Raw genomic sequence first — 26,846 nt, 5'->3', positions numbered from 1 at the left:
GTCAGGCCTGCTTTTCGGCGAGAATGCGCTCTTTGAGAACGGCCAGCAGCCCGCCGACATCCTTCACCTGCGCCAGGCTCTCGTCCATCGGCACGTAGACCGAGAATTTCTCTTCGACCGCCGCCAGAATCATCATGTAGTCGACGCTGGCGATATTGAGCGATTCAAGGGTCGTCTCGGGACCGACGTCGGTCAGGTCGACCATCCCCTCTTTCGCAATGACTTCAACGAGTTGCAGCGTCAGCTCATCCTCTCCAAAGCGGGTCGCAATATCGCTCATTCATCAGCCTTCTTTGGAATTGAGGATCAAGTGGCGCAAGCTATGCGCTCGGCGCCCGCAAGCCAAGGGCCTGCAACAAAGCTGTCCATGGGGCAGGCGCATGCCTGGCAAGTCTCCGGGCCCCCGCCGGCTCCGTCACGCGTTCCTATACCGTCCGTCGTTCCTATACGGTTCCTGGCGCCCTATCTACGCCGTGTTTGCCTGTTGCACAGGATGATTGCCCATGTCTATGCGATATTGCCCCATCTATCACGGATCCAGCCCGACATCATGGTGAACCGTCGCTCCTTCCTGCCAGCCGTCGCGGCCGCGACCCTCGGTTTCGCCGGTCGCGCCTCGGCTCAGCCGCAGAGCCTGCCGCCGATCGTCGCGCGCGGCTCGGAGGTCACGGTCAGCCGTCGCCTGATGGTGGCACGGCCCGATCTGCCGGTGGCGACCGATCCGCACCTCCTGTTCTACGTGCAGCATTCCATCAACCGCAGCCTGATCGTCTATGCCGCACGGCTCGGTCCGGACGGCAAGCTCGATCCGGACCGCCCGGTGGAAGCGTTCTGGCGCCGGTTCGACGAGGAGGGCCAGAAGCGCCAGCTCAATTTCTTCGAACGGGTCTTCGCCTTCGGCGTGTCGTCGCGGCGCATCGGCGAAGGCCGCTATGCGGCGCGCGTCGCCGGCTACCGCGCCCGCGAGGCGATCGTCGATCTGGACGAGCGCGGCCAGCCGCGCGCGCTGCTGAGGGTCGGCGATCGCACGGTGCGTGTCGTCTACGCCTATGCGCAGGCCGACGATGTCGGCTTCATCCCGAAAATCCACTACGTCGACGTATTCGGCTACGATCTCGCGACGGGCGAGGCGATCCGCGAGCGAATCCGACTGGATATGTAGCGAGGGCGAGTGGCGAATGGCGAACCGGGAAGGGAAATGACACGGCGAGGTGCTTGCTATCCCTCGACGCTTCTTGCCTGCTTATTTGCCATTCGCCATTCGCCATTCGCCATTCGCCATTCAGCGCCAGCCGAAATCGTGCCAGAGGCCACGTGGGTAGGGATTTGGCAGGAGGTTGCGCTCGATCCAGCGCCGGATGAGCGGCAGCGGCCGGCCGTTCCCGTCCTTCCAGCTGCCCGCGCAGTGGTGGCGGAAATGGATGTGCCGCGCGAGAGCCGGGATCGCTGCATAGAGATCGGGCGGCAGCCAGTGCACCTGGGCGAGAACGGCGACGTTGCCAGGCCTGCGCCAGTAGAAGTGGCGCGTCAGCGCGCGGGGGCCGGTCATGTCCTCGATGGCATCGGCCCGCCTGAGCGGGGCTGCCGCCAGTCGCCGCAGCGTGGCTGAAACGAGCTCGGCAATGAACGGATGCCCCGCCGGCGCGCCGAACATGCAATTGGCGATCTGGAACGGCCGGGCATAGCCGAGCTCCAGCTGGCGCTGCGGCGTCACTTCGGTTTCGATCGAGAACACGGCCTGCGTCGTGTGGCGGAACGGCTCGATCGGCCGGATACATTCCATGTCGAGATCGGCGTAGAAGCCGCCTTCGCCATGGACCGCGATCAGGCGGAACAGGTCGGCCTTGGCGACGCCGAAGGGCAGCCGGTCGTAGGTCCTGAGCGCCTCGGGCCAGTGCCGCTCGATGAGCGCGCGGCGTCCGGCCTCGTCGTAGAGCCGCATGTCGAGGCCGGGATTGACGCGCCGGATGCCGTCCCGGAACGCCTTGAAACGCGCCGGCGGGTCGAGGGTTTCCCAGGTCTGGTGGAGGATCGCCGGGATCATGCCGGCCGTTCAGGACGAACGGCCGGCCCGTTCGAGCCGGACGAGCAGGACGAAGGCGGCGGCGATCATGGCAAGCGGCATGCCCCAGGCGGCGAAAACGGCGGGGAAACGGCCATATTCCCCGATCCAGACGAAAATATTGGTGGCGACATGCAGGAAGTAGCCGGTCAGTCCGATGGTCATCAGGGCGCCGAAGGCGAGGCGGTGGGGCACCAGCGTCATCGCCAGGGCGGAGGCCAGCACCATCATGCCGAACGGCAGCAGAATTTGGGCGACGCGCACGTGCCACCAGGTCGAATAGCTGGCGGCATCGGGGACGCTGTCGCCGCGGCTCGCCAGCGCGGCGAGCGTCGCCTGGGGCAGATAGCGCGCGTCGATGCCATGATTGGCGAGCCAGAGCGGGTCGAGCGGCAGCGCCACGGCTTCCGTATCGAACCAGCGGGCGTCGTCCGCGCCGGCCGGCGCCGGCCCGCCCGGCCGCGGCGCCGTCCAGCGGCTGCCGTCGCTGAACGTCCAGATCCCGTTGCCCGCCGCGACGGCGCCGCGGGCGGCGATACGCGCCACCAGCCGGCCGTCGGGCGAGACCTCGAAGACCTCCGGCTCGACCAGCCGGCTCTGCCGGTAGTCGAGCCTCGCCCGCACCATCTGGTTGTCGAGCGTGATCCAGCGCGGCTCGGCCTTGAGGCTGCGGTCGAAACGGCGGCCATATTCGCCGATGCCGTGCTCGATCTGGTAGGCGACGGCGAGCGGCCGGAACAGGCCGATCGAGGCCACCTGCACGAGCCCGCAGACCACGCCGACGAGCGCCAGCGGCACCAGGGCCTGCAAAGGCGAGCGGCCGCCGTTCCAGATCACCACGCGTTCGCGCGTCTGCGTCAGGGTGACCTCGGACCAGAACAGGCCGAGAAACGAACCGAGCGGCAGCAGGGTGCCGGTAAGATCGGCAAGACGCAGGGCGATATAGGCCACGAGGTGCCTGACGAGACCGAAGAGGCCCTGGTCCGGCGCGCTGGCGAGGATCCGGTCGGCGCGCGGCGCAACGTCCAGCGTCAGCGCGACGATCAGCAGGGCGGTGATGACGGTGGCGAGGTGGCGGGCATGGGCGAGCGCGATGGTCCGCGTGAACGTGCCGAGCGGCACCAGGCCGAAGCGCCGGCCGGTCGGCTTGGAGGTCAGGCGGGCGAAGGCACCGGTCACGAGCGGTTGAGCCCCGGCCGGGCGATCGCGGAGGAGCGCATGGCGGCGAAACGGGTCATGGCATAGGCGAGCAGGGCGGCCATGACGGCCAGGAAGGCGAGCATGGCAAGGACACTGCCGCCGAGCGGGCCGCCCGGCGCGGCAAGGCCGCCGAGTGCGACCGTGCCGACAATCTCCGTCGCCATCAGCCCGGCGCAGGCGAGCGGCAGCACGAAGGCCTGGTTGAAGCGGGTGGTGAAGGACAGCGCGAGGATGGCGATCAGCGGCGCGAGCAGACAGAGCAGGCTGCGGCCGATCCGCTTGCCGAGCTCCAGCCGGTGGCCGTCATTGGTCCCGGCCGAGAACAGCAATTCGCCGGTCGTCAGCTCGGCGACGTTGCGGCTGCGCGGGTCGAATGGGACGACGTCGTTGATGACCAGCGTCTGCTGGGTGGAGCTGCCGCGCAGCGAGGAGACCGGTGCGGTCGGCGGTCGGCCGGTGCGCGGCGCCTCCGCCCCTGCGGAGGCGAATTCGTCGACCGAGAAGTCGTAGAGATGCAGCGAGACCCGGCCGGTTTCGCTCGGTCCGGTCAGGCTGGCGCCGTTGGCCACGACCACCCGCTCGCGGCCCGGCCCGTCCTCCTGGCGCACGAACAGGCGCGGCCGGCCTTCGCCGCCGGCCCGCGGCGTCACCACCACGGTGCCCACCCGCGTCTCGAACAGCCGGTTGGCGCTCACCGTATTGCCGGCGAGCGCGTCGTATTGGGCGGTAAACATGACGAGCCGGAAGGCATAGCGCGACAGGGGATCGATGAAGCCGCCGATGAAGACAGTGGCGAGCTGCGCGCCGAGCCCGAGCCCGAGCACCAGCCGAATCAGTCCGTGCGGGGGAATGCCGAGGCTCGACAGCATCAGAAATTCGCGATCCTCGCGCATGGCGAGCGCCACGCGGTAGACGGCGATCAGGACTGCGGTCGGCAGCGCCAGCTCGAACACTTCCGGAAGCAGCGCGGCCATCATGACCAGCGTCTTGGACAGTGGCGCCTGGATCTTCAGGACCTCTTCCAGAAGGCCGGATATGAGCTTTTCGGAAACGAAAATGCACTCGATCAGCAAAAGGACCAGGCCGACCTGCAGGGCGACGTCGCGGGCGATGCGCCGCGCCTGCTGGCGCGGGAAGCGGTGCGACCGGTCCGCGCCGCGCGGCGTCCATGCATCACGCCAGGCGGGGCCGCGCGGGGCGGCGGTCTCTCCGACGATATCCTGGCGCGGCCGCATGTGCCTGATCTAATCCCTTTGCACGCGGATTGCACCATTGCCGCCATGGCCTGTCAGCCGACAAAGCGATAGACAGCATGCGGCGGGCCCGGCGCACGGGCGGGCAGGCCTTGCGGAACGGGGAGAACCGGGTGCGGATCGTCGAAGTTGCGACGCGAAAAGATCTGAAGCGCTTCGTCCAGGTCCCGCGGCATCTCTATTCCGGCCTCGCCGGCTTCGAGCCGCCCCTGGATTTCGAGCGGATGCAGCTGCTCGACCCCAAGCGGGCGCCCTTCTTCGGCCATGGCGAGGCGGCCTTCTGGCTGGCGCTCGACGCGGCCGGTCGGCCGCTCGGCCGCATTTCGGCGCAATATGATCGGCTGACACCGCCGGAGCGGGCCCATATCGGCCATTTCGGCTGCCTGGAGGCGGTCGACGACGGGGCGGTGGTGGCCGCATTGATCGCGACGGCACGCGATTGGCACGCCCGTCGCGGCCGGCGGATCCTGCAGGGACCCTATACCTTCTCGATCAACGAGGAGGCGGGTCTGCAGGTCGAGGGGCAGGAGCATGGCGCCATGATCCTGATGCCGTGGCATCCGCCCTATCTCGGCGCCCATGTCGAGGCCGCCGGCCTCGTTCCGGTCAAGGACCTGCTCGCCTATGTGATCGATCTCGACCATGCCGCGAAATGGCGCGGCATGACGGTCGCCAAGGCCTCCGGCCAGGGACAGATGACCACGCGCATGCTCGACCTGACGGCGCTGGACCGCGAGGCGGAGCTGATGACGGAGCTGTTCAACGCGTCCTGGAACGACAATTGGGGTTTCGTGCCGCTCGCCGCGCCGGAGCTTGCCACCCTGCTCAAGGTGTCGCGGCCGATCCTGAGGGCCAATCACGCCACCTTCATCGAGGTCGATGGCAAGGTGTCCGCCTTCGCCTTCGGCCTGCCGAACGCCTACGAGCTGTTCCGCGGCCTGGACGGCCGCCTCCTGCCGTTCAACTGGGCGCGGGCAGCCTACCGCCTCCTGACCCACCGTTTCGACAGCTACCGGTTCACCCTGCTCGGCGTGCGCTCGGATCTGCGCGATACGACCTTCGGCGCGCGGCTGCCGATGGCGGCGATCGCCCAGCTGTTCTCGCAGAACCGCAATCCCGGCTCGCTCGAAATGAGCTGGATCCTCGACGACAACACCCGCATGCGCCGGATCATCGAGCGCATCGGCGGCACGGTGTACAAGCGCTACCGCCTCTACGGCGATGCCGGCCCGGCGGGCGGTGACGCCGAGGCGCCGGCCGGGGCCGCGCCATGAAAGGCGAGGCTGCGGCCCCCTTGCGGCGGCTCGACCGGGCGTTCCTTGCGGCGGCCCCCGCCCATTGGATCGCGCTCTCCGGCGGGGCGGGGCTCGTGCCCAAGGCGCCCGGCACGGTCGGCGCGCTGGTCGGCCTTCCCCTGGGCTTCGGCCTTGCCGCCGCCGGCCCGCTCGCCGCGCTGGCGCTCGTCGTGCTCTTCGGCCTGATCGGCATCTGGGCCTGCGGTGCGACCGCCAGGGCCGCCGGCGTCCACGACCACCAGGCGATCGTCTTCGACGAGACCTGGGCCATGGCCGCTGTCGTCGCGTTCGGACCGCCGGGCCTCGTGGCGGCTGTCGCGGGCTTTGCCGCCTTCCGCCTGTTCGACATCGCCAAGCCCTGGCCGATCGGCTGGGCCGACGATCATGTCGAAGGAGGTCTCGGCATCATGCTGGATGACGGGTTGGCGGCGCTCTATGCGCTCGCCGGCCTTCACGTCCTGGCCCGTTTCGGCTGGCTGGCCTGAGCCGGCCTCAGACGAGGCCGATGAGCACACGTGCCGCGAGCAGGGCACAGGCGAACGCTACACCAAGGCTGGTGCCTTCCACAAAGGTCGTCATGTCGGCAACCTCACGCATTACACGGTGCTGACAATCGCAGGATTTGGTGAACGAAACGTGGATGGCCGGCGCCGCCACCGGCTACAGCTCGAAACCGGCGCCGAGATAGGCGTCCTGCACCCGCTGGTCGCCGACGATCCGGTCGACCGGGCCGGCGGCCAGGATGCGGCCGCCGTCGATGATATAGGCGCGGTCGACGAGGCCGAGCGTCTCCCGCACATTGTGGTCGGTGATCAGCACGCCGATGCCGCGCGTCGTCAGCCGGCGCACCACGAGGCGCATTTCCGTCACCGCGATCGGATCGACGCCGGCGAAGGGTTCGTCGAGCAGGATGAACGAGGGATCGCTCGCCAGGGTCCGGGCGATTTCGAGCCGCCGCCTTTCGCCGCCCGACAGCGATCCCGCGCGCGAGCGCCGGACATGGTCCAGCCCGAATTCGGCGATCAGCGTGCCGAGCCGTTGCTCGCGGGCGGCGGCATCGGGCATCAGCGATTCGAGCACGATCAGGATATTGTCGTCGACGCTGCTGCCGCGGAAGATCGACGGCTCCTGCGGCAGATAGCCGAGGCCGAGCCGGGCGCGGGTGAACAGCGGGAAGCCGGTAATATCGACGCCGTCGAGCGTCACCAGGCCCGAATCGGGCACGAGAAGGCCGGCGATCATGCCGAAAGTGGTGGTTTTGCCCGCCCCGTTGGGGCCGAGCAGGCCAACCACTTCACCGCGCCGCAAGGCAAGATCCACCCCCAGCACGACCGGGCGGCCGCCATGGGCCTTGGCGATCCGGCGGGCGACGAGCATGGGCTACCTTTCAGGGCGCGCGGGCATCATGGCGATGCCCCGGCCCGGTCAGGCCCCTGCGATGAACGAGACCGTGAGATCCCGCGCCTCGGGGTCGGTGAACTGCTGCGGCGGCGACTTCATGAAATAGCTGGACGGGCCGATCACCGGGCCGCCGACGCCGCGGTCGAGGGCGATCTTGGCGCAGCGCACGGCATCGATGACGACGCCGGCCGAATTGGGCGAGTCCCAGACTTCCAGCTTGACTTCGGCATTCAGCGGAACGCCGCCGAAACCGGTGCCTTCGAGCCGGATATAGGCGATCTTGCGATCGTCGAGGAACGGCACGAAATCGCTCGGGCCGATATGGATGCGGTCGGAGGCCAGCGGCACGTCGATCTGGCTGTTGACGGCCTGGGTCTTGGAAATCTTCTTCGACTTCAGCCGCTCGCGTTCGAGCATGTTCAGGAAGTCCGTATTGCCGCCGAAATTGAGCTGATAGGTGCGTTCGATCTTCACCCCGCGGTCCTCGTAGAGGCGGGCAAGCACCCGGTGCAGGATGGTGGCGCCGACCTGGCTCTTGATGTCGTCGCCGACGATCGGCAGGCTCTTTTCCGCGAACCGCTTGGCCCAGGCCGGGTCGGAGGCGATGAAGACCGGCACGCAGTTGATCAGGCCGCAGCCGGCGGCGAGGGCCTGCTCGGCATAGAACTCGCTCGCCTTCTGCGAACCGACGGGCAGATAGGAAATGATCACGTCGGCACGGGCCGCCTTCAGCGCGGCGGCGACGTCGACTGGCGCCTCGGTCGATTCGTGCACGACCTCGACCAGGTGCTTGCCGATGCCGTCGAGCGTCGGGCCGCGCTGCACGATGACGCCGGTCTCGGGCACGCGCGCGAACTTGTAGGTGTTGTTGGGCGCAGCGAAAATGGCTTCGCTCAGGTCGTGGCCGACCTTGCGGCCGTCGATATCGAAGGCGGCGACGACCTCGATGTCGCGGATATGGTAGGGACCGACCTCGACGTTCATGAGGCCGGGAATCGCCTCGTCCGGCTTGGCGTCCTTGTAAAAATTCAGGCCTTGAACGAAGGATGAAGCGCAATTGCCGACGCCAACGATGGCAACCCGAATGACGGCTCGTGACACGAATAATCTCCAGGCGCTCTGGCCGAAGACTGCCGACCGCGCGGCATTCTTATACTTCATTGTCCTGTCATTAAAAGCCACCGCGTGCTGATCGTCACCGGCGCGACCGGCCTTCTGGGCAATACCGTGCTGCGTCAGGCGCAAGGCCGTGGCATCGCGGCCACAGCGCTGTTGCGGCCGACGAGCCCGCAGCGCCCGCTCGAGGGCCTCGGCGGGCCGGTGATCCGGGCCGATCTAAATGCCGATGCGCTGGAAGGTCTCGTCGCGGGTGCCCGCGCGGTCATCCATGCGGGCGCGCGCGTCGCCATCGGCCGGCGCGACCTTGCCGCCTACAGGGCCGACAATGTCACGCCGACGGCAAGGCTTGCGGCGGCCTGCCGCGCGGCCGGGGTGCGGTTCCTGTTCGTATCGAGCGTCGATACGCTGACCTGGGGCAGCCGCGAGGCACCGGGCGATGAGACCATGCTGGCGCCGGGGCCGGTCGAAAGCGCCTATGCGACCTCCAAGCGCGAAGCCGAGGCCGCCGTGATGGCCGAGGCCGCGCGCGGTCTGGACGCTGTCATCGTCCATCCCGGCTTCCTGGTCGGCGCGTGGGACTGGAAACCGTCCTCGGGCCGGCTGATCCTGCAGGTTGCGCGGGCGCCCCTCGTGCCCGCGCCGCCGGGTGGCAACGACTTCTGTCATGCCGGCGATGTGGCCGATGCCGTCATCGCGGCCGCCCTGGAGGCGCCGGCCGGCGGCCGCTACGTGCTTGGCGGCGAAGCCTTGACCTATGCGCAGGCCTTCCGGCAGATCCGGGAGGCCGCCGGCCGGCCGCGACGGGTGGCGGAGGTGCCGGTCTGGCTGGTGCGCGCGGCGGGCGCCGCCGGCGATCTCGCTGGCCTGCTGGCCGGCCGGGAGCTCGATTTCAACGGAACCAGCGCGGCCATCGCCTGCCTGCCGCATCACTGTTCCAGTGCCAGGGCGATGCGCGAGCTCGGCTACCGGCCCCGGCCGGCGGCCATCGCCTTCGCCGAGGCCTGGGCCTGGTATGTCCGACAGGGCTATGCATGACCGACTCCCTCTTCCCCGCACCGGCCGGCCGGCTGAAGATCGCCTTCGTCAGCGACTGGTTCCTGCCACGGCTCGGCGGGATCGAGCTGCAGATGCGCGATCTCGCGCTGGAACTGCGTGCCGAGGGCCATGAGGTCGAGGTGATTGCCGGCGTCGACGGCCCGGCCGACGTCGACGGCATCAAGGTTCTGCGCCTGCCCGGTCCGCGCCTGCCGGGCGGCGGCATTGCCGTGACGCCGAGGCCGTTCCAGGCGCTCGGGGAAGCCATCGGCGCCAGTGGCTACGACGTGATCCACGCCCATTGCGGCATCATCACCCCGGTCGCGCATGCCGCGCTCCATATTGCCGCCCGGCGGCGGCTGCCGGCGGTTGCGACCTTCCATTCGGTCCTGCGCTATTACGACCTGCCGCTGAAGCTGCTCGACCGCGCGTTCGGCTATTCCCGCTGGCCGGTGCGTTATGTCGGCGTCTCCTCGGTGACGGCCGAGGCCATGCGGCCGCTGACCGGCGGCCGTCCCGTCGCGGTCATTCCGAACGGCATCGACCTCGACTGGTGGCGCAGGCCCGCCGGGTCCGCAAGGGACGGGGCGGCAGGCCGCCCGGTGGAGTTCGTCTCGGTCATGCGGCTCGAAAAACGCAAGCGCCCCCGGGCCCTCGTGCTGGCCTTCGCCGCGGCGCTCGAGGGTTTGCCGTCGCAGGCCGCCCGGCTGACCATTGTCGGCGACGGCGGCGAACGGGCGGGGCTCGAAAAGCTGGTGGCGGCGCGCGGGCTGGCCGACCGGATCCGCTTTGCCGGCAGCCGTCCGCGCCCCGAGATCCGCGATCTCCTGCATGGTTCGGACGTCTTTGCGCTGGCATCGCGCCTGGAGGCCTTCGGCATTGCCGCGCTGGAGGCGCGCGCCGCCGGCCTGCCGGTCATCACGCTGAAGGCCTCGGGCGCGCGCGATTTTCTCGATGACGGCAAGGACGCCCTGCTTGCCGAGGACGACAGCCAGCTTGCCGATGCGCTGCGGCGCCTCGTCCTCGATCCGGCGCTGCGCGGCAGGCTTGCCGCGGCGGCGGCGGTCAGGCCCGAAGGGGTCGATTGGACGCATGTCGGACCGCGTTATCTCGCCGAATACCGGGCCGCGATCGCAGCCGCTGGAGAGTGAGCCTGGTCCGGGCCGGCGTCACGCCGCTGCCCTCATCGAGGCTTGACAACCCATGGTTCATTCTGCCGCTGTTGCACGTGGAAACGGATAGGCTCGGCGCATGTCCCGTTCGGCCCAGGCCCTGTCGGCGCGAAATCCCGTGGCGGTGGCGGTCGGCCTGCCGGACGCGCCGGTCCTGAGGGCGCGCGCGGCCCGCGGCACGGGCATGGAGTTTCTCGAGCTCGACTGCCAGCGCCGCAACGCCGGCATTACCGGCGCCGTGCGCGAAAATGCCTTCCTGTTCGCACTGCAGCTCGAGCGGTCCGTCGATTTCGATCTCTACGCCGACGGCAAGTCGATCGAGCCGCGCGATTTCGACGCCGGAACGGTGGCGATCTTCGACCTGCGGATGAATCTCGCCTCCGACCTGCGGGATCCATTCCACGCCGTGAATTTCTACATGCCGCACAAGGCGCTGCTGGCCCTGGGCGAGGAGGGCGATGTTCCAAGGCATATCCAGGAGCTTCGCCACACCGTCGGCGGCACCATTCGCGACCCGGTCGCGCGCGATCTGCTGCTGGCGATGCGACCGGCGCTCGCAAGGCCGGGCGAGACGTCCGGGCTGTTCGTCGACCATGTGGCCCTGGCCCTGTCGATCCACCTTGCCTGCGGCTATGGCAATGTCGCCCAGCTGCCGCGGCTCTGGGGAGGCGGGCTTGCGCCCTGGCAGGAGCGCCGGGCCAAGGACCTGATCGATGCCAATATCGACGGCGACCTGACCCTGGAGGTGCTGGCGAGCGCCTGTGGCCTTTCAAAGCGGCACTTCACGCGGGCTTTTCGTCAATCGACGGGGATGGCGCCGCATCAATGGCTGCAAGGCCGGCGGATCGACCGGGCGAAGCAGCTTCTGCAGCGCTCTGTCGTTCCGCTGGGTGATATTGCGCTCGCCTGCGGCTTTGCCGACCAGAGCCATTTCACCAGGGCGTTCGTCCGCGCCGTCGGCGCCTCGCCCGGCAAGTGGCGGCGCAGCCGGTCCGGATAGTTCTGGCCCGATCGTCCAAGATGTGGCCGTTTCGTACAGGATCGCGCGCTGCCGCCTTCCTAGCATCCCTGCGTCAACCTTCAGACAAGGGGAACGTGGATGTCGACTGTGCTGACTTTGCTTGCCGCGGCTTCGGCCGTCGGCGTGGGCGCCGCCGCCAGGGGCGAGGCCGCCAATGCCACGTCCGTCGTGCTGGTGCATGGCGGTTTCGTGGACGGTTCGGGATGGCAGGGGGTCTACGACATCCTGCGCAGCGACGGCTACGACGTGACGATCGTCCAGAATCCGACCACGTCGCTCGCCGATGACGTCGCCGTCACCAGGCGCGCCATTGCGGCCGCGCCGGGCCAGGTCGTCCTGGTCGGCCATTCCTATGGCGGCGTCGTCGTCTCCGAGGCCGGCACCGATCCGAAAGTGGCGGCGGTCGTCTATATCGCCGCCTTCGCGCCGGATGCTGGCGAATCGGTGGCGAGCCTGATCGCCGATCCGGCGCCGGGCGCGCCGGTGCCGCCGATCCTGCCGCCGGTCGACGGTTTCCTGTTCCTGGACCAGGCGAAATTTGCCGCCTCGTTCGCTGCCGACGTCGCCCCAAACCTCGCCGCGTTCATGGCCCGGTCGCAGGTTCCCTGGGGCGTCGCGGCCCTCGACGGCAAGGTGACGGCCCCGGCCTGGAAGACGAAGCCGTCCTGGTATCTCGTCGCCACCGAAGACCGGATGATTCCGCCCGAGGCCCAGCGCCAGATGGCCGGCCGCTGCGGCGCGACCGTCTCGGAGGCGAGGGGCAGCCACGCCATCTATGTCTCGCAGCCGCAGGCGGTGGCCGCCGCGATCGCCGCCGCGGCGAAGGGCGCCGGGCGGGTGCGCAGCTAGGATAACTTGCCGGCTTCGCCCCTCTTCCGCGCGGGAGGTGCGAAGGGGGGCGACGTCAACCTTTCGTTCCGCGCCGACCGGGGAGCGGCGCGCGGACAGGTAGGCCGTGCCCGATCAGGCCGCCACGCCGGCGCGTTCCGCCCGATAGCGGCCCGGGCTGCTGCCGAACATGCGCTTGAAGGCCAGGCTGAAGGCCGTGTCGGACTCGTAGCCGATGGCCGCGGCGATGGCGGCAAGGTTCGTGTTCTCGCTCCGGAGGGCGTTGCGCGCGATCGTCATGCGCCAGCGCGTGAGATATTCGAGCGGAGCGAGGCCGACGAGGCCCTTGAACCGCTCGGCGAAGGACGTCCGCGACATGCCCGCCGCGCTGGCGAGATCAGCCACCGTCCAGCGCCGCGCGACGTCATCGTGCATGAGCTGCAGCGCCGTGCCGATCTGCCGGTCGGTGAGCGCGCCGAGCCAGCCCTGCGGCCGCCCGTCGCCGGCAAGGTAGGCGCGCAGGATGTTCACGAGCACGATGGAGCACAGGCCAGCTCCGATCGCGGCCCCTCCGAGCCGCACAGTTTCGGTTTCGTAGGTGATGAGGTCGAGCGTCGCGCGCAGGGCGCGAGCCTGGGGCAGGTGCCCGGGGATATGAACCAGCGGCGGCAGCGACGTCAGCAGCAGCCCGCTCGTTTCGTCGTCGAAGGTGAAGCGGCCTCCGGTGCCGACGGTACGGCCCTCGCCGCCATCGAAGCGGACGACGCCGTCCGGCTGCAGATGTTCTTCCATGAAAGCGAGGCCGTCCATCGGCGTCGCGGCTGGGTCGCTGGCGAAACAATAGGGACCGCCGTGGCTCAGGAGATAGAAGTCGCCAGCGGCGAGCCTGAGCGGTGCGGTGACGCCCTCGATCCAGAGCCAGCGAATGCCCTCGATGATCCCGCCGAACTTCATGTGCCGGTAGTCGGGAAAGCGGAGCGCCCAGGAGCCGGACGCCTCCAGGCGGCGCGACAGAAAACTCTGGACCTGCAGAAGCGATAGCACATCCGCCAGCGGATCGTGGAGCGCAGTTTCGGACGATCTCATAGGTTTCATGGCTATTCAATTATGGTGCGTACGGCATCGGGAGGCAAGAATGCGCGATATCGATCGGAATGGAGGACGCCATGCGCATTCTGCAGCAAGCTTTCCGGGTCTATGCGGAGACCGAACAGTTCGACGCGGTGATCCAATTTTATGAGGGGCTTCAGGGCGTCGTCTGCGAAAGGCGGCTCATCATCGCCGAAAACGGCATGTCGGTCGCAAAGGTCGGCCGGTTTCTGATCCTGGCCGGGACCAGCGCGCAGATCGACGCCGTGCGGCATGTCGGGGCGATCTTCTATCTCGACAAGCTCGATGAATTTGCCGTCTGGCTCGATCGGCACAAGATCGAGATCATTCACAAGCCCCGGGCCGTGACCGGCGGGCGCAACCTGACCGCGCGCCATCCCGACGGTCTTGTCGTCGAATATTTCGAGGCGGGGTGACACCATGAAGGCGTGGAAGCTCGATCGCCTCGGCGGCACGCTCGCTTTCGTCGACGTGCCGGTTCCGCAGGTCCGTCCAGGAAGCGTTCTCCTGCGCGTGGAGACGCAGTCCCTGATGTCCTACCTCAAGCCCTATGTCGACGGGGCGCTCAGGGCCTATCGCGCGCCGGAGCATTTCGTTCCCGGTGGCAATGCCATCGGCATCGTCGAAGCGGTCGGCGCCGATGTCTGGCACGTGCGCCCCGGCCTGCGCGTCGTCGCTTCATCCCATCTGGTCGCTCGGGAGAACGTATCGGAACCGGGGCAGATCCTGATCGGCGTCACGTCGCCCGATGCCTTCGGCGACCGGCTGCAGCAGTCCTGGAAGGACGGCACACTCGCCGAATACGCATTGTTCCCGGCACAGGCCGTGACGCCCATCGAAGGGCTCGACGATCACGACCTGCCGCGGCTGACCGCCGTCACGCGCTGCGTCGTGCCTTATGGCGGGCTCGTGCGCGGACGACTGGCGGCCGGCGAAACGGTCGTCGTCAACGGCGCAACCGGAGCGTATGGCACGGCCGGCGTGATGGTGGCGCTGGCCATGGGGGCTGCGCGGGTCGTGGCCGCCGGGCGCAATGCCGACATGCTGAGCGAGCTTGCCAGGGTCGCCGGTCCGCGCGTCCGGCCGGTCGCCCTGTGCGGCACGGTGGCGAGGGACGCGGCCGCGCTCCGGACTGCCGCGGGCGGCGGCGCGCATCTTGCCTTCGACATGGTGGGCCATGCGAGCGACCCGAACTCCACGCTTGCGGCGCTGGGCGCGCTGCACCGCGGCGGCCGTCTCGTGCTGATGGGCAGCAGCGCCGTCCCGGTGCCGCTCGATTATCTCCAGGTCATGTTCAACAATTGGGAGATCATCGGAAACTTCATGCACGCTCAGGATGCCTATCTGCCGCTGCTGGCGCTGGTGCGTTCCGGCCTGCTCGATCTCGGCCCGATCAGGCCCCAGGTCTTCGCTCTTGCCGACCTCGAACGCGCAATGGCGGCCGCCGGCCGCGCGGGAAGCTTCGACCTGGTGGTCGTAACCGGGCCGGGCTGACCAAGGCGGAACAGGCCGCATCCCGCGACCGGCTGATGATCGGGAGGCAGTCGGCCTCGATCTGGCGTTCGTCGGAGCCGAGCCTCGGTGCAAGAACCGCCGGCGGTGTTCGCCTATGCGTGTTTGATCGGCGGCAATCTGTCGAGCACGGCTTGCGGCAGCGTCGGGCGGATGATCAGGCGGCGGATGTGCTGCCAGCCTGCGCCGAAGGTGACGATCAGCGCGCCGACCACCAGCAGGATCAGGGCGAAGGGCGGCACGCCGGTGCTGCTCGCCGTCGAATGGATCAGCGTGTAGATGCCGAGCGAGCCGAAATAGGCGAGCGTCGGCACCAGCAGCGACCGCCTGTCGATGGCGAGCGCCACATAGACGAAGGCGACGATGAGCACGGCCAGCATGACCGTGGCGTTCGCATCGGGCTGGATGCGGCCCATGACGACGTCCTGGCCCGTGGCCATGATGAACAGCGGATGCACCAGCATCGGCGCCGACACGACATGCAGCCAGAAGGCGCAGTCGGACCAGACCTTGCGCCGCTCGCGGTCGGAGATGTCGAGCGCGACCGCCGTGCCGAAGACGATCAGGCCGCAGACGAGCGGCATATAGAGGGCGGCCCGCACCAGCTCCGGCACGTCCGCGAGCCTCGGCAGGGCAACCGCCCCGGTCGTCACCCCGTCATAGAGCAGCAGGGCGGTCTGCAGAAAGGCGAGCAGGGTGGCGGCGATCGCAAAGATGCCGGCGAGGATGGGAACCTTGAAGCGCCAGAAGTAGAGCGCGACGGCCACCATGACGCCGCCGAGGAAGAGATAGCCGGCGCTCGAGACCTGCTGGCGCAGAGCCAGCAATTGCCAGATCGATTCCGGTTTCTGGATCGGATGGCGTGCCAGGATCTCCAGCCCCAGCGCCACGCCGAAGGACAGGACGAAGAACAGGCTGAGCACCGTCGACGACAGCTTCATGCGGTGCTGGCGCGTGACCACTTCGGCGAGTGCCCAGGAAAACGCGGCGACCAGCGCGGCGATCCACGCTCGCCGGTCCGGCAGCAGCGTGGTGAGCACGAAATAGAAGCCGACCGTCAGCAGGACGCTGCCGACGGTGACGAAGAGGTCGTTGCCGCCGCCGATCAGCCGCAGGTTTTCCTCGGCTGAGCCCGCATCGTCCGCCGCACCTGGAAAGCTGCGGCGCTCCAGCGCATCGAGCTGATCGCGCTGCTGCGCCGTGATCACGCCCTGCGCGACCGCGCTGTCGAGTGTTTCCCGGCTGATCACGACAGGCTCTCCGTCATCATGCGGCACCCGGCCCGGCTTGCACCGCGTCCGGCGGGCCATCGAGGCCCGGGCCCGGGGCGAGTGGTTCTCGCGGATCACATGACCGGCGCCGCGTTCGAACGCGGCGGGCGGTTTCCGTCACGCGCCGCCGCGCTTGCCGCCGCCCGGCAGGGCCACGGCGAGATAGCCGACACCGACGAAGCTCGCGAGGAAGCTCGCCGCATGCTGCAGCACGGCGGCCGCCGCAGCGAGCGGCAGCGGCACGCCGAGATACTGATAGCAGAAGATCACCGCAGCTTCGTAGACGCCGAGATTGCCCGGCGAGATCGGCGCCATCGTGGCAAGACCGAGCGCGGCGGTCACCAGCACGGCGGCGCTGAAGGAAGGCTCGATGCCGACGGCGAGCTGCACGGCGACGACGGCCGCCACCTCCACCGCCTTCTTGGCGACGGCAAGCAGCACGACGGCCAGCGCCAGCAAGGGCTGGCGCAGCGTCTCCAGATGGTCGACGAAATCGGCAAGGTGCCGGGCGAGCGCCGCGGCGCGCGGTCCGAAGGTCTGGCTGACGGTCCGCACCAGATTGCCGCTGCGGGCGGCGACCAGCATGGCGACCAGAAAGGTGACGATGACGCCGGCGAAGGCCAGCATGGCCGTGCGCATCCAGTCCGGCAAGGGCACGAGCGCCGCGGCCAGCGCCAGCGTGCCGAGCTTGACGAGACCGGTCAGCAGCTGGTCGATGGCGTAGAGGGACATGGCGGCGGTCGCCGGCAGGCCGGCCCGCACCATCAGGAAGCCGACCGCCGCGACCGTGCCGGCGATGGGCACGGAATTGTTGGCCGTCGAGGTCAGCGCCGTCACCTGCGCCATGCGCGCCAGGGTCGGCCGGTGCGCCGAGGGGGCGAGCAGCCACCATTCGACGATCCAGAGCGGCCAGCCGCCGACGACGATCAGGAAGGCGGCGAGGGCCCATTGCCATTTGGCGCCACGGAAGGCCGCGACGATTTCGGCCCAGGGCAGGGTGGTCGCCGCGAGCACCAGGAAGCCGGCAAGCACCAGCCAGCCGACGGCCCACCACAGGCGCGGCGAGGCGAGACGCCTGCGCCAGGCCGGGGTTCCGGCCGTGGTCACGGCCGGCCGGCGGCGTCGGCCGCGGGGGCGAAGGCTGCCGTCCGGGCGCTCGCCCTGGCCGTGCCGAGGTCGCGCATGGTGGTGAAGGTCGCGCCGCGCGCCTTGAAGAAGCCGATCACCGAGGCGAGCGCGTCGAGGGCCGGCTGGCCGGTGCGGAAACGGCAGTCATAGCGCAGGTCCGTCCGGGTGAAATCGACGAATTCCCAAGGATGGACGAACAGCACCACGGGATCGGCGAGGCGGCCGAGGAAGAATTCGCGGATGATGCGGGGGATCCGCAGGGCGCTGGAGGTGATCGAGGCCGGGATCCGGATCAGGCCCGGCGCATTTTCCGCGCCCGGCACGTCGCGCTTGTATTTGGCCTGCGAGGAATCGAGCGTGAAGCCCTCGGCCGCGAGCAGGTCGAGATAATGGCCGGGAAAGCGCAGATAGGGCGCGCGGAACGAGGTGACCTCGGCAAAACCGCGCAGGCGGCGCGCCGAATCGCCGATCTCGTGGGCGGCGCTTTCGCGCGACATCCAGTCGAAGCGCTGGTGGCTGATGCCGTGGCAGCCGAGCTCATGGCCGCCGGCGACGATCGCCTCCACGGCCTGCGGGTGCAGGCGGGCGGTGTCTCCCGTCGTGAACCAGGTGACCGGGATCGCCTCGCGGGCGAACAGGTCCAGGAGCTTCGGCGCGCCCTCGGTGACGCCGCGCCACGTCCACAGGAAGGGCGGGCAGTCCGGCTCCATGTCGACGGTGAGCGCGACGCGCAGGGGTGGGAAGGCTGGTAACGACATCGGCCGGGCTCTTAGCACGGCCAGGCCCGCCGGGCCACCGGTGGTGGGGGCGCCCTTCCGGCTCACCACCAGCGGGCGAAGAGGTCGATGGCGATGCGGTCGTTGTGGCCGGAACTGTTCGGCCCTTCGGTCAGCGAGGCGAGTGCGGAGGCGCGTGTTTCGATCGGCAGGCCCTTGGCCGGAATCACCAGCCGCCGCACGCCGCGCCGGGCAAGGTGGCCGGAAAACCAGACATCGTCGACGAAACGCACTTCCGGCGGCTGCCCGTCGAAGGAATGGACCGCGGCGTCGAAGGCGCCGGGCGGCACCAGATAGCCCCAGGTGCCGAGCAGGATGTCGACCGGGGTCGGTTCGGCGACGCCGGTCGCGAAAATGTGGGGAAAACGTTTGGCCCTGACGCCGTCGACGATGCGCCAGCCGCGCCAGCCTATCGCCGCGTCCGGATGGGCGCGGTGGCCGGCCAGCAGCTGTTCGAGGAAGTCGACCGGGTAGATGACGTCGTCGTCGACCACGATCACCGCAGCTCCCGGCTCGGCCGACAGGGCCGGCAGGAGCTTGGTGGCAGGCCCCTCGTCGGTGGTGGTCAGGACCTCGACGCCATCGGGCACGGGGCCTGGCTCCGGATAGGCGCGGCCGGTGCGGCGCGAGACGGCTGGCCGCCAGACGATGATGCGGTCGGCCGGCACGGTCTGGTCGATCAGGCTGCGCAGCACCGGCGCGAGCTTGTCCAGGCGCTCCGGCACGGTGGTCAGCGACACGACCAGCCGCTCCGGCCGTTCCGGCCTCGGCCGGGGCGCGGGGGCCTTGCGGATGAGCCGGCGCGCCCGGGCGATGTCGCGCGCCAGCCGCACCGGCGTCATCCGGCGAAAGCGCATGAAGGTATTGGCAAGCCGGCTCGCCGGCGCCGTCGGCCGTCCGTTGGCTTTGTCCATCTTCACCTGGGCCGCCTTTTCGGGCAGTGACGGGCGGCGACCGGCGCGGCGGCCATGCGGCCGGACCGGGGGGCGCTGGAATGAACGTTTGACGGACCGGGTGACGGATCCGTAGACGGAACGGGCTTTGCTCGATAGCACATGGGTGCTGGATAGCATCTGGCCGACGAAACGGGGAGCCGAGTTGATCATGCGCAATTGGGCCGCGCGCCTGCTTGGGCACCTGGAGCAGGGCGTCTCCGTCCAGGATATCGGCCGCAGCGCCCCCTTCACCGCGGGCCTCGGGCGGATCGCGGCCGTGCTGGCGCGGACCGGCGTGACGCCGAACAAGCTGACGGTGATTTCGCTCTTTCCGGCCCTCGGTTCGGCCACGGCCGCGGCGCACGGCCTGTTCGGCTGGGCCGCGGCGCTGCTGCTCGTCAGCGGTCTGTTCGACATGCTCGACGGCCCGCTCGCCCGGCTCACCGGCACGGCGAGCCGCTTCGGGGCCCTGCTCGATTCGACGATCGACCGGATTGCCGACGCCGCCCCGCTGGTCGGCCTCGTGCTGTTCTATTCGACCAGCGGCTGGCCCGCGATCCTGCCGGCGCTCGCATTGCTGGCAGGCTATACGGTTTCTTATGTCCGCGCGCGCTGCGAGGGCCTGAACGTCGCCCTGCCGCCGCTCTGGATGCGCCGCGGCGACCGCATGATCCTGATGGCGGTCTCGCTGAGCGCGGGCAGTTTCGTGCCGGCCCTGGCGCTCGTCGGCATCGGCCTGGTGGCGGTCCTGAGCGCCGCCGCGGCGGCCGATGCGCTGCGCGTCGCCCGGCAGGTGCTGCTGCACGGCCAAAACTCTCCCGGCGGCCGCGCCTGATGGAGCGCTTCGGCCAGCATGTCGTCGGCCTGTGGGGCCGCTGGTGGTTCGTGCCGCTCATCCCGACCGTGCATGCCGGCCTCATGGCGGCGCTCGGCACGCTCCGGCCCGAGCACATCCTGGTGGCGGCGGGTATAGCCGGCCTCGGATTTGCCAGCCGGCCGACGCGGCTGCTGGTCGCCGCGGTCTTTCCGGCGCTGCTCGTCGGCCTCGCCTATGACCTCATGCGTTTCGTCACGCCGTTCTTCGTGCGCCCCGGCCGGGTCTGGGGCTGCGAGATGCGCGCCATCGAGCTGAGCCTGTTCTCGGTCGGCCCCAACACCACGCTGCCCGACTTCTTCCATCTCCACAATGCGCCGGTCTTCGATCTTCTGTTCGCGATCCCCTATGCCGGCTTCATCTATATCGCGGCGCTCTATGCTCTCTATCTGTTCGTGCGCGACCGCGAGCGCGGCTATGTCTATCTCTGGGCTTTCGCGATCTGCCATTTCATCGGCTTCGCCATCTACATGGCCGTGCCGGCGGCGCCGCCCTGGTATATCAGGGCCTATGGCTGCGTGATCGATCCGACGGCCGCGCCAAGCGCGGCGGCGCTGCTGCGCGTCGACCAGTTTCTCGGCATCCACTATTTCGAGGGCTTCTACAGCCGCAATCCCAATGTCTTCGGTGCCATGCCCTCGCTGCACTGCGCCTTTCCGGCTCTCGGCCTGTTCAGTGCCTGGCATGCCGCCGGCTGGCGCACGCGGCCGATCCATCTCGGCTATCTCGCCGCCATGGTGCTGGCGAGCGTCTATCTCGACCATCACTGGCTGATCGACGGCATCGTCGGCATTGCCGTCGCCGGCATCGCGGTGATGATCGCGACCCGGCTGCGGCGGCCGTTCCGCGCCGTGGCGGCTGCCTAGCGCGGTTCTGCACGGGACCGCGCCTTGCGCGCCGCCTGTCGTTGTCCGTTGGCGCGAAGATCTTCGAGCGTTCATTCCTGTCTTTCGCGCGCGCCTCCGGAGAACCGGCTGCTGCCGGATGGTCGCCGGACAGGTGTTTTGTCGTTTTTCTTGCCGGCCGATTGCGCGGGATTGGCAAGGACCCTCAAAGTTGCGGCTGATCATGCTGTTGGGGACCGATGACAGGAGCCGTCATGACTTTCAGGTTCAAGGATGTTTTTTCCGGAGCACAGGGTAGCTTTGCCGCCGCTCCGGACCAGGCGCAGGCCGTCTTCGAGGCGGTCTCCCGTCAGGAGGAGGGCTTGAACAGCACGGTTGCCATCCGCCAGTTCAGCGTCGGCGTCGATGAACCGCCGACGCTGGGCGGCAAGGACCTCGCGCCCAACCCGGTCGAATATGTGCTCGCAGCACTCGGCTCGTGCCAGGAGATCACCTACCGGCTCTATGCCGACGCGCTCGGCATCCCGCTGGACGGCGTTTCGGTGCGGCTCACCGGTGCCATCGACCTGCGCGGCTTCTTCAATGTCGATGCGGCGGTGCGGCCGGGCTTCCAGAAGATCGAGGCGGAAGTGACGCTCGACAGTCCCGCGCCCGAGGCCGACCTCGCCCGGCTGAAGGCCGTCGTCGACCGCCACTGCCCGGTGCTCGACATTCTGCGCCATCCGACGCCGGTCGAGCTCGTGCTGAGGCAGGCCGCGCCTGGTGCCGCCGCGGCCTGAGCCGCGGCGGGCGCCGCTGGCCGCTCAATTCGAATCGCGCTGGATGAGCGCGTTCAGGCGCGGTGCGATCGGCCGCACGATGTCGGCGAAAGCCGCGCCTTCGGCGCGCAGCTTGAGCGTGCGGGCAAACTCTTCCTCGAAGGATTGCAGCAGCTCGGCCCTTTGCGCCGCGCTCAGCTGGGGGAAACCGGTTCTGGCGGCGTCCAGCCTGCGGCGCAGCGCGTCGATCTCGCTCTGCGGCGTCAGGGCCATGAGACCGCGAAAGGTCTCCCCGACGGCCTTCTCCCAGCTCTCCGCCGTGAAACCCGCCGCGCGGATCAGGCCGCGGTCCTCCGAGTCCTGCTCGAACCACGAGCGGGCGATCTCCTCGTCATAGGCAAACTTGCCGAGGCTCGGCTGCAGCGCCGCGATGAGATCGGCGACCTTGGTCGCTTCCGCGCTGGTGAGGGCGAACGCGGGCGAGGCCAGCAGCGCCGCCAGGCAAAGCGCGGCCGCGAGGACGAGACGTTTCACCCGATGCAGCGGGCCGGTTCCGGCATGCGCGGGGGCGGACGTGGCTTCGGCCGGCACGCGCCGGGGCTGGCTGCGGCCGCCCGGAGGGCATTGTGCTTCACAAATATCCGTCAATCTCAAGGTATCTCCAACCGCGATGGCCTGCGCGAAATCATTTCGCGTCACTCATATGACCTAACGGAAGGTCTATGCGATTGGCTTGGGCGACGGCGAACGCTCTTGGCACCAGGCGAACCGGCCGGCTGGTTTTTTGCCGCGCCGGCGCGCTGCCGGTGATGGCTTGGCGTGCGGCCGAGGCGCTGCGCGAAGGTCAGCGGGTGAGGGCGGCGGCCCTGACATCCGAGGGCGTCGCATCGAAACGGCGCCGAAACGCTCTGTTGAACGAGGAAATGTCGGAAAAGCCTGCATGGATGGCGACCGCCGTGACCGTGCCGAGCACGGGGCCATCGCCCTGCAGAAGGCGGAAGGCGAGATCCAGCCGGCTGTCGCGCACGAAGTCGGAGAAGGTCGTTCCGGTCATTGCGAACAGGCGCTGGACATAGCGTGGCGTCACGCCCTGGCGCTGCGCGACGGCATCGATCGCCAGGGCGTGGTCGGAGAGCCGCGAGAGGATGTCCTTCTGGATCAGTTTCAACCGTGCCGCGGCGATGCCGCGCGCGTGTTGCTCGGCCCGGCCGCCGGCGAATTCCTGGAGCGAATGCGCGGCAAGGTCGTAGATGTGGCGTGAAACGAGCTCACCCGCCTGGTGCGACAGGGGTGGGCCTTGCAGGACGGTCTCGACATAGGATTTCAGCAGCTTCGACATGCCTGCCGCGCCAGGCAGGACATGGAGCGCCGCCATGTCGAGGCGCGGCACCAGCGCGGCGAGCCGCCGCCGGTCGAGGGCAACGGCGTGGGCCGCCAGCGGGCGGCCGAACCAGAGGTCGTAGCGACGACCCTCGTCGACCACCGTGATGTCGCCGGCCTTGATCTGCAGCGGCGGCCTGCCGTCGACCGCGACGTCGTGATCTTCGCTGTGGATCGTCAAGAGGAAATGGTCGCGCCCGTCCTGAAGCAGGCGGCGCGTGCGAGCGCCGTGCATCGGCGAAAAATGTCCATGGCCGATGGTCAGCGCGCCGGGCAGCGACATCGCGCGCAAATCGAACCGCGCGACGTCGCGGTCGTGCAATTGGAACTGTACTCCACCGATATGGCGCGCGAAGAATTCATGAACGAAAGGCATTCTCTGCCAGTAGGGAAGATCTTCCGTCGTGAGATGCTGAACAGCGAACGAGGTGTTGGACACGCAGGCGAACCGGTCGTTGCGGAATATGGCGGTTTGATCTGGACGATGAAGCAGTGTCTATGCCGAATTTTCGGAGAAATACAAGGGCGTGGGCGCGGCGAGAATCGTCCTTGTGGGCCTTGCGCCGCCTCTGATTGCCGCGGGCCCGCTCGTATCCGCTGCGGAAGGCCTTATGATCGCGACGGGCGCCGACGGGTGTGGCGACCCGCGCCAGGAATGGATCATGCAGCTTCTCTGTCAGGCCGATGCGAACATTCTGGAGCTGGAGACGGACGTCGTCGACGCGCGCCCCGGCGCCGTTCTGCTGGCGCAGTCGCCGGGTTTCCCGGGCGGCGGCGGTCAGCTTGCGGATGTGATGAGGCTGCAATGGGCGAAAGGCGAGGCCGCGATCGCCGGAATGACGCCCGATCCGCGCGGATGGTGGCATTCGTTCGAAGGCGAGACCGAGATTTCCGGCCGCGTCAGGGTTCTGGTCGATCCCGGTTTCCGGCGCCTGATGTGCGAGCTGCACACGCTGGCGCATGTGACCAATGCGGTCGTCTTCCGCGCCTTCGGCGGCGCGTTGCTGACCGGTGCGCAGCTGTCGGCGGACGGAACGTTCAGGGTCGATTTCGACCTGCCGGGATCGGATGCCGACCGGCTTCGTGCCTTGGCCGGCTCGATCAACGACGAGATCCGCGCAAACCACCCCGTCAGGGCCTTCCATATGCCCTGGGACAGTGCCGCCGTGGTTCCCGGCCTTTTCCGCAGCAAGAATGTCTCGCCACCGCGCCAGGCCGACGGCAATGTACGCATCGTCGAGATCGGCGAAATGGATCGCCAGGGATGCGGGGGAACACATCTGGCATCGACAGGCGAGGCGCGGCCCGTGCGTATCCTGAAGGTCGACAATAAGGGGCGGCAGAACCGGCGCGTGGTCGTCGGCTTCGACGCTTGAGCCCCCGGGGCATTCGCCCAGGGGTTCGACAGTTCGCGGACGGCGTTTTCGGTCCCAGGGGATCGCGGCGGCGCGGCACGCCGCCTGGCGGCGAATCGCGGCTCGATCCCGCGATCCCGCGGACCTGCGGCGCGCGACGGACCTCGTCCTGCCGGTCAGGCGGTCATCCGTCCCTTCGGGCCGAGCAGGAAGGCGGTCAGCGCGGCGAGCAAGGTCGCGATGCCGGCATAACCGAAGGCGCTGGCAACCCCGGCATGATCGACCAGGACGCCGCCGACCACCGCACCGGCGGCGATCGCCACCTGGAAGGCGGTGACCATGAGGCCGCCCGCGCTTTCGGCCTCGTCGGGCGCCGCGCGCAGCATCCAGGTCTGCACCGAGACCGGAATGGCGCCGAAAGCGAAGCCCCAGGTCGCGACCGCGATGGTCGCGGTCGTCGGGGAGGCGCCGGAGACCAGCAGCACCAGCGTCGAGACCGCGATCAGCAGCGGCGCGAGCCCCGCCGCCATCCTGAGGCTGCGCTCGGCCAGGACGCCGCCGGCAAGATTGCCGAAGAAACCGCCGATGCCGAAGGCGAGCAGGACCAGCGAAATGGTCGCGACATCCATGACCGGCACCTTTTCGAGGAAGGCGCGGACATAGGTGAAGCCGGCGAAATGGCCCGATGCGATCAGGAGAATGAAGATGAGGCCGATCCACAGGGCCGGGCGCCTCGCGACCTCGACCAGTGTGCGCAGGCCGGCAATGCCGGCCGGCGGCAGGTTCGGGAGCGTCGCGACCTGTGCGAGCAGCGTCACCGCGCCGACGCCGGCGGCGATCAGGAAGGCGGTACGCCAGCCCCAGACATCGCCGACATAGGCGCCGACCGGGGCGGCACAGACGGTGGCGACCGATACGCCGGCCAGGATGATCGACATGGCGCGCGGCAGCAGCCGCGCCGGCACCAGGCGCATGGTCATGGCGCCCGACATCGCCCAGAAGCCGCCGAGCGCGACACCGAGCGCGACGCGCGCCAGGAGCAGCGTGCCGAGCGAGGCTGCGAAGGCCGCGGCGAGGCTGGACGCGATCAGGAGGGAGGTCAGGATCCACATCAGGATCTTGCGGTCGAGGCGGCGCGTGACGATCGCCATGGTCGGCGCCGCTATGGCACCCACCACGGCGGTGGCGGTCACCGCCTGGCCGGCGGTGCCTTCGGTGATGCCGAGGTCGCGCGCCATCGGGGTGAGCAGGCTGGCGGGCAGGAATTCGGCGGTGACGAGGCCGAAGACGCCGAGCGCCAGGGAAATGACGGCTCCCCAGGCCGGGTCGGCACGCTCGTCCGGACGCGCATCCGAGCGTTCCGGGGCAGGGGACAAAAGGGGCGCGTCCAGCGCCGCTGTCGCGGGGTCGGTCACAGCAAGTCTCCGAATGGGTTGCAGTGCAAAAATGGCGATGGCGTGTTGGAGTTTCCATGCTAGAAACGCCGACATGCTTGACCGTTCGTCCAAAAGTGGCATGGCCGCGCCGGCCTCGACGGGAGATCCGCTGACCGATCTCCTGCGAGGCCTGCGGCTCGACGGCGTCCAGTACGGGCGCTGCGAGATGAAGGAGCCCTGGGGGCTGGAATTCCCGGCCCAGGAGGCCGCGCGCTTCTATTTCGTCGGCCAGAAGGCCTGCTGGATGCGCATGCCGTCGGGCGAATGGTTCGAGATGAAGGCGGGCGATGCCGTGCTGGTGCCGCGCGGCGCCGCGCATGCGCTGGCGAGCGCGCCGGGCGTGGCGACCACGCCGCTGCAGGGCTATCAGGTCACGGAAGTCTGCAAGGATGTCTACTGCCTGAAGGAGGAGGGCTGCACGCCGGGCACCCTGCTGTTCTGCGGCTCCATGTCTTTCAATCTGGACCGGCTGCATCCGCTGCTCGGCATGATGCCGGATGTCATGCGCACGCACGAACTCGCGGCCGACGAGCCGTCGATCCCGCATCTCCTGGAGGCCATGGCGCGCGAGGTGACGCTGGAACGGGTCGGCTCCGGCGGCATCGTGGCGCGCCTCGCCGACGTGCTCGCCGCGAGCATCATCCGTTCGTGGGTGGAGCGCGGCTGCGGCAATTCGAAGGGCTGGATCGCGGCGGTGCGCGACCGCGACATCGGCAAGGTGCTGGCGGCGATCCATCTCGAGCCGAGCCGCGACTGGAGCGTCGAGATGCTGGCGCGCACCATGGGCGCTTCCCGCTCAGGGTTTGCCGAACGCTTCGCCGCCATCGTCGGCGAGACGCCGGCGAAATATGTCACGCAGGTGCGCATGCATCAGGCGCGGCAATGGCTGACGCAGGACCGGCTGAAGATCTCGGTCATCGCCTCGCGGCTCGGTTATGAATCGGAGGCGGCTTTCAGCCGCGCCTTCAAGCGCGTGATCGGCGCGCCGCCCAGCCGTTTCCGCGCCGAGGACCGGGGCGGAGCGGCCGCGCTCTGACATCCGCCGGCCGCGCGGCATTTTTCCGCAAGATCGTTCGAGGC

Annotated in this window: 28 protein-coding genes; 14 read left to right on the top strand and 14 right to left on the bottom strand. The window is 68.9% G+C overall.

Annotation, left to right across the window (positions count from 1 at the left end):
* Position 1 precedes the first annotated feature (1 nt).
* Positions 2-280 (bottom strand): acyl carrier protein, encoded by a 279-nt coding sequence (locus tag OZ671_RS01750; RefSeq protein WP_103167859.1) that lies wholly within the window; start codon positions 278-280, stop codon positions 2-4.
* Positions 281-550: 270 nt separating this feature from the next.
* On the opposite strand from OZ671_RS01750, the gene OZ671_RS01745 reads away from it, so the two are divergent.
* Complete coding sequence (locus OZ671_RS01745; RefSeq protein WP_268859122.1) at positions 551-1,162, top strand: DUF4833 domain-containing protein; 612 nt, start codon at positions 551-553, stop codon at positions 1,160-1,162.
* Between the two features lie 120 nt (positions 1,163-1,282).
* On the opposite strand, the gene OZ671_RS01740 is transcribed toward OZ671_RS01745, so the two are convergent.
* From OZ671_RS01740 to OZ671_RS01730, 3 genes are read right to left on the bottom strand one after another with little or no spacing between them, the layout of a single operon-like run.
* Positions 1,283-2,044, bottom strand: coding sequence for a glycosyltransferase family 32 protein (locus OZ671_RS01740; protein WP_268859121.1), 762 nt, complete (start codon positions 2,042-2,044; stop codon positions 1,283-1,285).
* A gap of 9 nt (positions 2,045-2,053) precedes the next feature.
* The gene (locus OZ671_RS01735) at positions 2,054-3,241 is read right to left on the bottom strand and encodes an LptF/LptG family permease (RefSeq protein ID WP_268859120.1); all 1,188 of its coding nucleotides are present in this window, start codon (positions 3,239-3,241) and stop codon (positions 2,054-2,056) included.
* Entirely contained in the window at positions 3,238-4,497 is a 1,260-nt protein-coding gene (locus OZ671_RS01730) for an LptF/LptG family permease (protein ID WP_268859119.1), read from the bottom strand. The genes OZ671_RS01735 and OZ671_RS01730 overlap by 4 nt, the downstream gene beginning before the upstream one ends.
* Before the next feature lie 131 nt (positions 4,498-4,628).
* Between OZ671_RS01730 and OZ671_RS01725 the strand changes: the two genes are divergently transcribed.
* Together OZ671_RS01725 and OZ671_RS01720 are read left to right on the top strand one after the other, a co-directional pair.
* Complete coding sequence (locus tag OZ671_RS01725) at positions 4,629-5,789, top strand: hypothetical protein (protein WP_268859118.1); 1,161 nt, start codon at positions 4,629-4,631, stop codon at positions 5,787-5,789.
* Positions 5,786-6,295 (top strand): phosphatidylglycerophosphatase A family protein, encoded by a 510-nt coding sequence (locus OZ671_RS01720; RefSeq protein ID WP_268859117.1) that lies wholly within the window; start codon positions 5,786-5,788, stop codon positions 6,293-6,295. Before OZ671_RS01725 ends, OZ671_RS01720 begins: the two co-directional genes overlap by 4 nt.
* Positions 6,296-6,470: 175 nt before the next feature.
* Here OZ671_RS01720 and lptB read toward each other — a convergent pair whose 3' ends face one another.
* Together lptB and OZ671_RS01710 are read right to left on the bottom strand one after the other, a co-directional pair.
* Positions 6,471-7,187 (bottom strand): LPS export ABC transporter ATP-binding protein, encoded by a 717-nt coding sequence (gene lptB / locus OZ671_RS01715; protein ID WP_268859116.1) that lies wholly within the window; start codon positions 7,185-7,187, stop codon positions 6,471-6,473.
* Between the two features lie 48 nt (positions 7,188-7,235).
* On the bottom strand, positions 7,236-8,312 hold the full coding sequence (locus OZ671_RS01710; protein WP_268859115.1) for an inositol-3-phosphate synthase: 1,077 nt from the start codon (positions 8,310-8,312) through the stop codon (positions 7,236-7,238).
* An 84-nt stretch (positions 8,313-8,396) separates the two neighbouring features.
* Between OZ671_RS01710 and OZ671_RS01705 the strand changes: the two genes are divergently transcribed.
* From OZ671_RS01705 to OZ671_RS01690, 4 genes are all read left to right on the top strand, one after another.
* Positions 8,397-9,365 (top strand): NAD-dependent epimerase/dehydratase family protein, encoded by a 969-nt coding sequence (locus OZ671_RS01705; protein ID WP_268859114.1) that lies wholly within the window; start codon positions 8,397-8,399, stop codon positions 9,363-9,365.
* Positions 9,362-10,516, top strand: a complete 1,155-nt coding sequence (locus OZ671_RS01700) for a glycosyltransferase family 4 protein (RefSeq protein ID WP_268859113.1) — start codon at positions 9,362-9,364, stop codon at positions 10,514-10,516. The genes OZ671_RS01705 and OZ671_RS01700 overlap by 4 nt, the downstream gene beginning before the upstream one ends.
* Positions 10,517-10,616: 100 nt before the next feature.
* A complete protein-coding gene (locus OZ671_RS01695) occupies positions 10,617-11,537 on the top strand; it encodes an AraC family transcriptional regulator (protein WP_268859112.1) in 921 nt (306 codons plus the stop codon).
* A gap of 99 nt (positions 11,538-11,636) precedes the next feature.
* Complete coding sequence (locus OZ671_RS01690; RefSeq protein ID WP_268859111.1) at positions 11,637-12,407, top strand: alpha/beta hydrolase; 771 nt, start codon at positions 11,637-11,639, stop codon at positions 12,405-12,407.
* A gap of 114 nt (positions 12,408-12,521) precedes the next feature.
* On the opposite strand, the gene OZ671_RS01685 is transcribed toward OZ671_RS01690, so the two are convergent.
* A complete protein-coding gene (locus OZ671_RS01685) occupies positions 12,522-13,472 on the bottom strand; it encodes an AraC family transcriptional regulator (RefSeq protein ID WP_268859110.1) in 951 nt (316 codons plus the stop codon).
* 80 nt (positions 13,473-13,552) lie between these two features.
* Here OZ671_RS01685 and OZ671_RS01680 point away from each other — a divergent pair, with 80 nt between their 5' ends.
* Positions 13,553-13,912, top strand: coding sequence for a hypothetical protein (locus OZ671_RS01680; RefSeq protein WP_268859109.1), 360 nt, complete (start codon positions 13,553-13,555; stop codon positions 13,910-13,912).
* 4 nt (positions 13,913-13,916) lie between these two features.
* Positions 13,917-14,990 (top strand): zinc-binding dehydrogenase, encoded by a 1,074-nt coding sequence (locus tag OZ671_RS01675; protein WP_268859108.1) that lies wholly within the window; start codon positions 13,917-13,919, stop codon positions 14,988-14,990.
* Between the two features lie 113 nt (positions 14,991-15,103).
* Here OZ671_RS01675 and OZ671_RS01670 read toward each other — a convergent pair whose 3' ends face one another.
* The 4 genes from OZ671_RS01670 to OZ671_RS01655 form a co-directional block, all read right to left on the bottom strand.
* Entirely contained in the window at positions 15,104-16,258 is a 1,155-nt protein-coding gene (locus OZ671_RS01670) for a hypothetical protein (protein ID WP_268859107.1), read from the bottom strand.
* A gap of 138 nt (positions 16,259-16,396) precedes the next feature.
* Entirely contained in the window at positions 16,397-17,386 is a 990-nt protein-coding gene (locus OZ671_RS01665) for a lysylphosphatidylglycerol synthase transmembrane domain-containing protein (RefSeq protein ID WP_268859106.1), read from the bottom strand.
* On the bottom strand, positions 17,383-18,165 hold the full coding sequence (locus tag OZ671_RS01660) for a polysaccharide deacetylase family protein (RefSeq protein ID WP_268859105.1): 783 nt from the start codon (positions 18,163-18,165) through the stop codon (positions 17,383-17,385). Before OZ671_RS01660 ends, OZ671_RS01665 begins: the two co-directional genes overlap by 4 nt.
* A gap of 62 nt (positions 18,166-18,227) precedes the next feature.
* The gene (locus OZ671_RS01655; RefSeq protein WP_268859296.1) at positions 18,228-19,097 is read right to left on the bottom strand and encodes a glycosyltransferase; all 870 of its coding nucleotides are present in this window, start codon (positions 19,095-19,097) and stop codon (positions 18,228-18,230) included.
* A gap of 190 nt (positions 19,098-19,287) precedes the next feature.
* Between OZ671_RS01655 and OZ671_RS01650 the strand changes: the two genes are divergently transcribed.
* From OZ671_RS01650 to OZ671_RS01640, 3 genes are all read left to right on the top strand, one after another.
* Positions 19,288-19,953 carry a CDP-alcohol phosphatidyltransferase family protein gene (locus tag OZ671_RS01650; protein WP_268859104.1) on the top strand — a complete coding sequence of 222 codons (666 nt, stop codon included), beginning with the start codon at positions 19,288-19,290 and terminating at the stop codon, positions 19,951-19,953.
* Positions 19,953-20,858 (top strand): phosphatase PAP2 family protein, encoded by a 906-nt coding sequence (locus OZ671_RS01645; protein WP_268859103.1) that lies wholly within the window; start codon positions 19,953-19,955, stop codon positions 20,856-20,858. Before OZ671_RS01650 ends, OZ671_RS01645 begins: the two co-directional genes overlap by 1 nt.
* A 233-nt stretch (positions 20,859-21,091) precedes the next feature.
* Entirely contained in the window at positions 21,092-21,616 is a 525-nt protein-coding gene (locus OZ671_RS01640; protein WP_268859102.1) for an OsmC family protein, read from the top strand.
* Positions 21,617-21,640: 24 nt separating this feature from the next.
* Here the strand turns inward: OZ671_RS01640 and OZ671_RS01635 are convergent, their stop codons facing one another.
* Together OZ671_RS01635 and OZ671_RS01630 are read right to left on the bottom strand one after the other, a co-directional pair.
* The gene (locus OZ671_RS01635; protein WP_268859101.1) at positions 21,641-22,186 is read right to left on the bottom strand and encodes a hypothetical protein; all 546 of its coding nucleotides are present in this window, start codon (positions 22,184-22,186) and stop codon (positions 21,641-21,643) included.
* Positions 22,187-22,439: 253 nt separating this feature from the next.
* Positions 22,440-23,351 (bottom strand): helix-turn-helix transcriptional regulator, encoded by a 912-nt coding sequence (locus OZ671_RS01630; RefSeq protein WP_268859100.1) that lies wholly within the window; start codon positions 23,349-23,351, stop codon positions 22,440-22,442.
* 235 nt (positions 23,352-23,586) lie between these two features.
* Between OZ671_RS01630 and OZ671_RS01625 the strand changes: the two genes are divergently transcribed.
* Positions 23,587-24,351, top strand: coding sequence for an alanyl-tRNA editing protein (locus OZ671_RS01625; protein ID WP_268859099.1), 765 nt, complete (start codon positions 23,587-23,589; stop codon positions 24,349-24,351).
* A 155-nt stretch (positions 24,352-24,506) separates the two neighbouring features.
* Here OZ671_RS01625 and OZ671_RS01620 read toward each other — a convergent pair whose 3' ends face one another.
* On the bottom strand, positions 24,507-25,745 hold the full coding sequence (locus OZ671_RS01620) for an MFS transporter (protein WP_268859098.1): 1,239 nt from the start codon (positions 25,743-25,745) through the stop codon (positions 24,507-24,509).
* A 73-nt stretch (positions 25,746-25,818) separates the two neighbouring features.
* On the opposite strand from OZ671_RS01620, the gene OZ671_RS01615 reads away from it, so the two are divergent.
* Positions 25,819-26,802, top strand: coding sequence for an AraC family transcriptional regulator (locus OZ671_RS01615; protein WP_268859097.1), 984 nt, complete (start codon positions 25,819-25,821; stop codon positions 26,800-26,802).
* The last annotated feature ends 44 nt before the right edge of the window (positions 26,803-26,846 follow it).

Source organism: Phreatobacter sp. AB_2022a, from assembly GCF_026847585.1.
Taxonomy (GTDB): Bacteria; Pseudomonadota; Alphaproteobacteria; order Rhizobiales; family Phreatobacteraceae; genus Phreatobacter.
Note: the sequence above shows the minus strand (reverse complement) of the source record. Positions and strands in the feature narration are given on the sequence as shown.

Coding starts and splice junctions, on each gene's coding strand:
- OZ671_RS01750 (WP_103167859.1), bottom strand. CDS start 280: ATGAGCGATATTGCGACCCGCTTTGGAGAGGATGAGCTGACGCTGCAA.
- OZ671_RS01625 (WP_268859099.1), top strand. CDS start 23,587: ATGATCGCGACGGGCGCCGACGGGTGTGGCGACCCGCGCCAGGAATGG.
- OZ671_RS01650 (WP_268859104.1), top strand. CDS start 19,288: ATGCGCAATTGGGCCGCGCGCCTGCTTGGGCACCTGGAGCAGGGCGTC.
- OZ671_RS01640 (WP_268859102.1), top strand. CDS start 21,092: ATGACTTTCAGGTTCAAGGATGTTTTTTCCGGAGCACAGGGTAGCTTT.
- OZ671_RS01730 (WP_268859119.1), bottom strand. CDS start 4,497: ATGCGGCCGCGCCAGGATATCGTCGGAGAGACCGCCGCCCCGCGCGGC.
- OZ671_RS01740 (WP_268859121.1), bottom strand. CDS start 2,044: ATGATCCCGGCGATCCTCCACCAGACCTGGGAAACCCTCGACCCGCCG.
- OZ671_RS01645 (WP_268859103.1), top strand. CDS start 19,953: ATGGAGCGCTTCGGCCAGCATGTCGTCGGCCTGTGGGGCCGCTGGTGG.
- OZ671_RS01660 (WP_268859105.1), bottom strand. CDS start 18,165: ATGTCGTTACCAGCCTTCCCACCCCTGCGCGTCGCGCTCACCGTCGAC.
- OZ671_RS01680 (WP_268859109.1), top strand. CDS start 13,553: ATGCGCATTCTGCAGCAAGCTTTCCGGGTCTATGCGGAGACCGAACAG.
- OZ671_RS01675 (WP_268859108.1), top strand. CDS start 13,917: ATGAAGGCGTGGAAGCTCGATCGCCTCGGCGGCACGCTCGCTTTCGTC.
- lptB (WP_268859116.1), bottom strand. CDS start 7,187: ATGCTCGTCGCCCGCCGGATCGCCAAGGCCCATGGCGGCCGCCCGGTC.
- OZ671_RS01695 (WP_268859112.1), top strand. CDS start 10,617: ATGTCCCGTTCGGCCCAGGCCCTGTCGGCGCGAAATCCCGTGGCGGTG.
- OZ671_RS01745 (WP_268859122.1), top strand. CDS start 551: ATGGTGAACCGTCGCTCCTTCCTGCCAGCCGTCGCGGCCGCGACCCTC.
- OZ671_RS01630 (WP_268859100.1), bottom strand. CDS start 23,351: ATGCCTTTCGTTCATGAATTCTTCGCGCGCCATATCGGTGGAGTACAG.
- OZ671_RS01720 (WP_268859117.1), top strand. CDS start 5,786: ATGAAAGGCGAGGCTGCGGCCCCCTTGCGGCGGCTCGACCGGGCGTTC.
- OZ671_RS01685 (WP_268859110.1), bottom strand. CDS start 13,472: ATGAGATCGTCCGAAACTGCGCTCCACGATCCGCTGGCGGATGTGCTA.
- OZ671_RS01690 (WP_268859111.1), top strand. CDS start 11,637: ATGTCGACTGTGCTGACTTTGCTTGCCGCGGCTTCGGCCGTCGGCGTG.
- OZ671_RS01615 (WP_268859097.1), top strand. CDS start 25,819: ATGCTTGACCGTTCGTCCAAAAGTGGCATGGCCGCGCCGGCCTCGACG.
- OZ671_RS01655 (WP_268859296.1), bottom strand. CDS start 19,097: ATGGACAAAGCCAACGGACGGCCGACGGCGCCGGCGAGCCGGCTTGCC.
- OZ671_RS01700 (WP_268859113.1), top strand. CDS start 9,362: ATGACCGACTCCCTCTTCCCCGCACCGGCCGGCCGGCTGAAGATCGCC.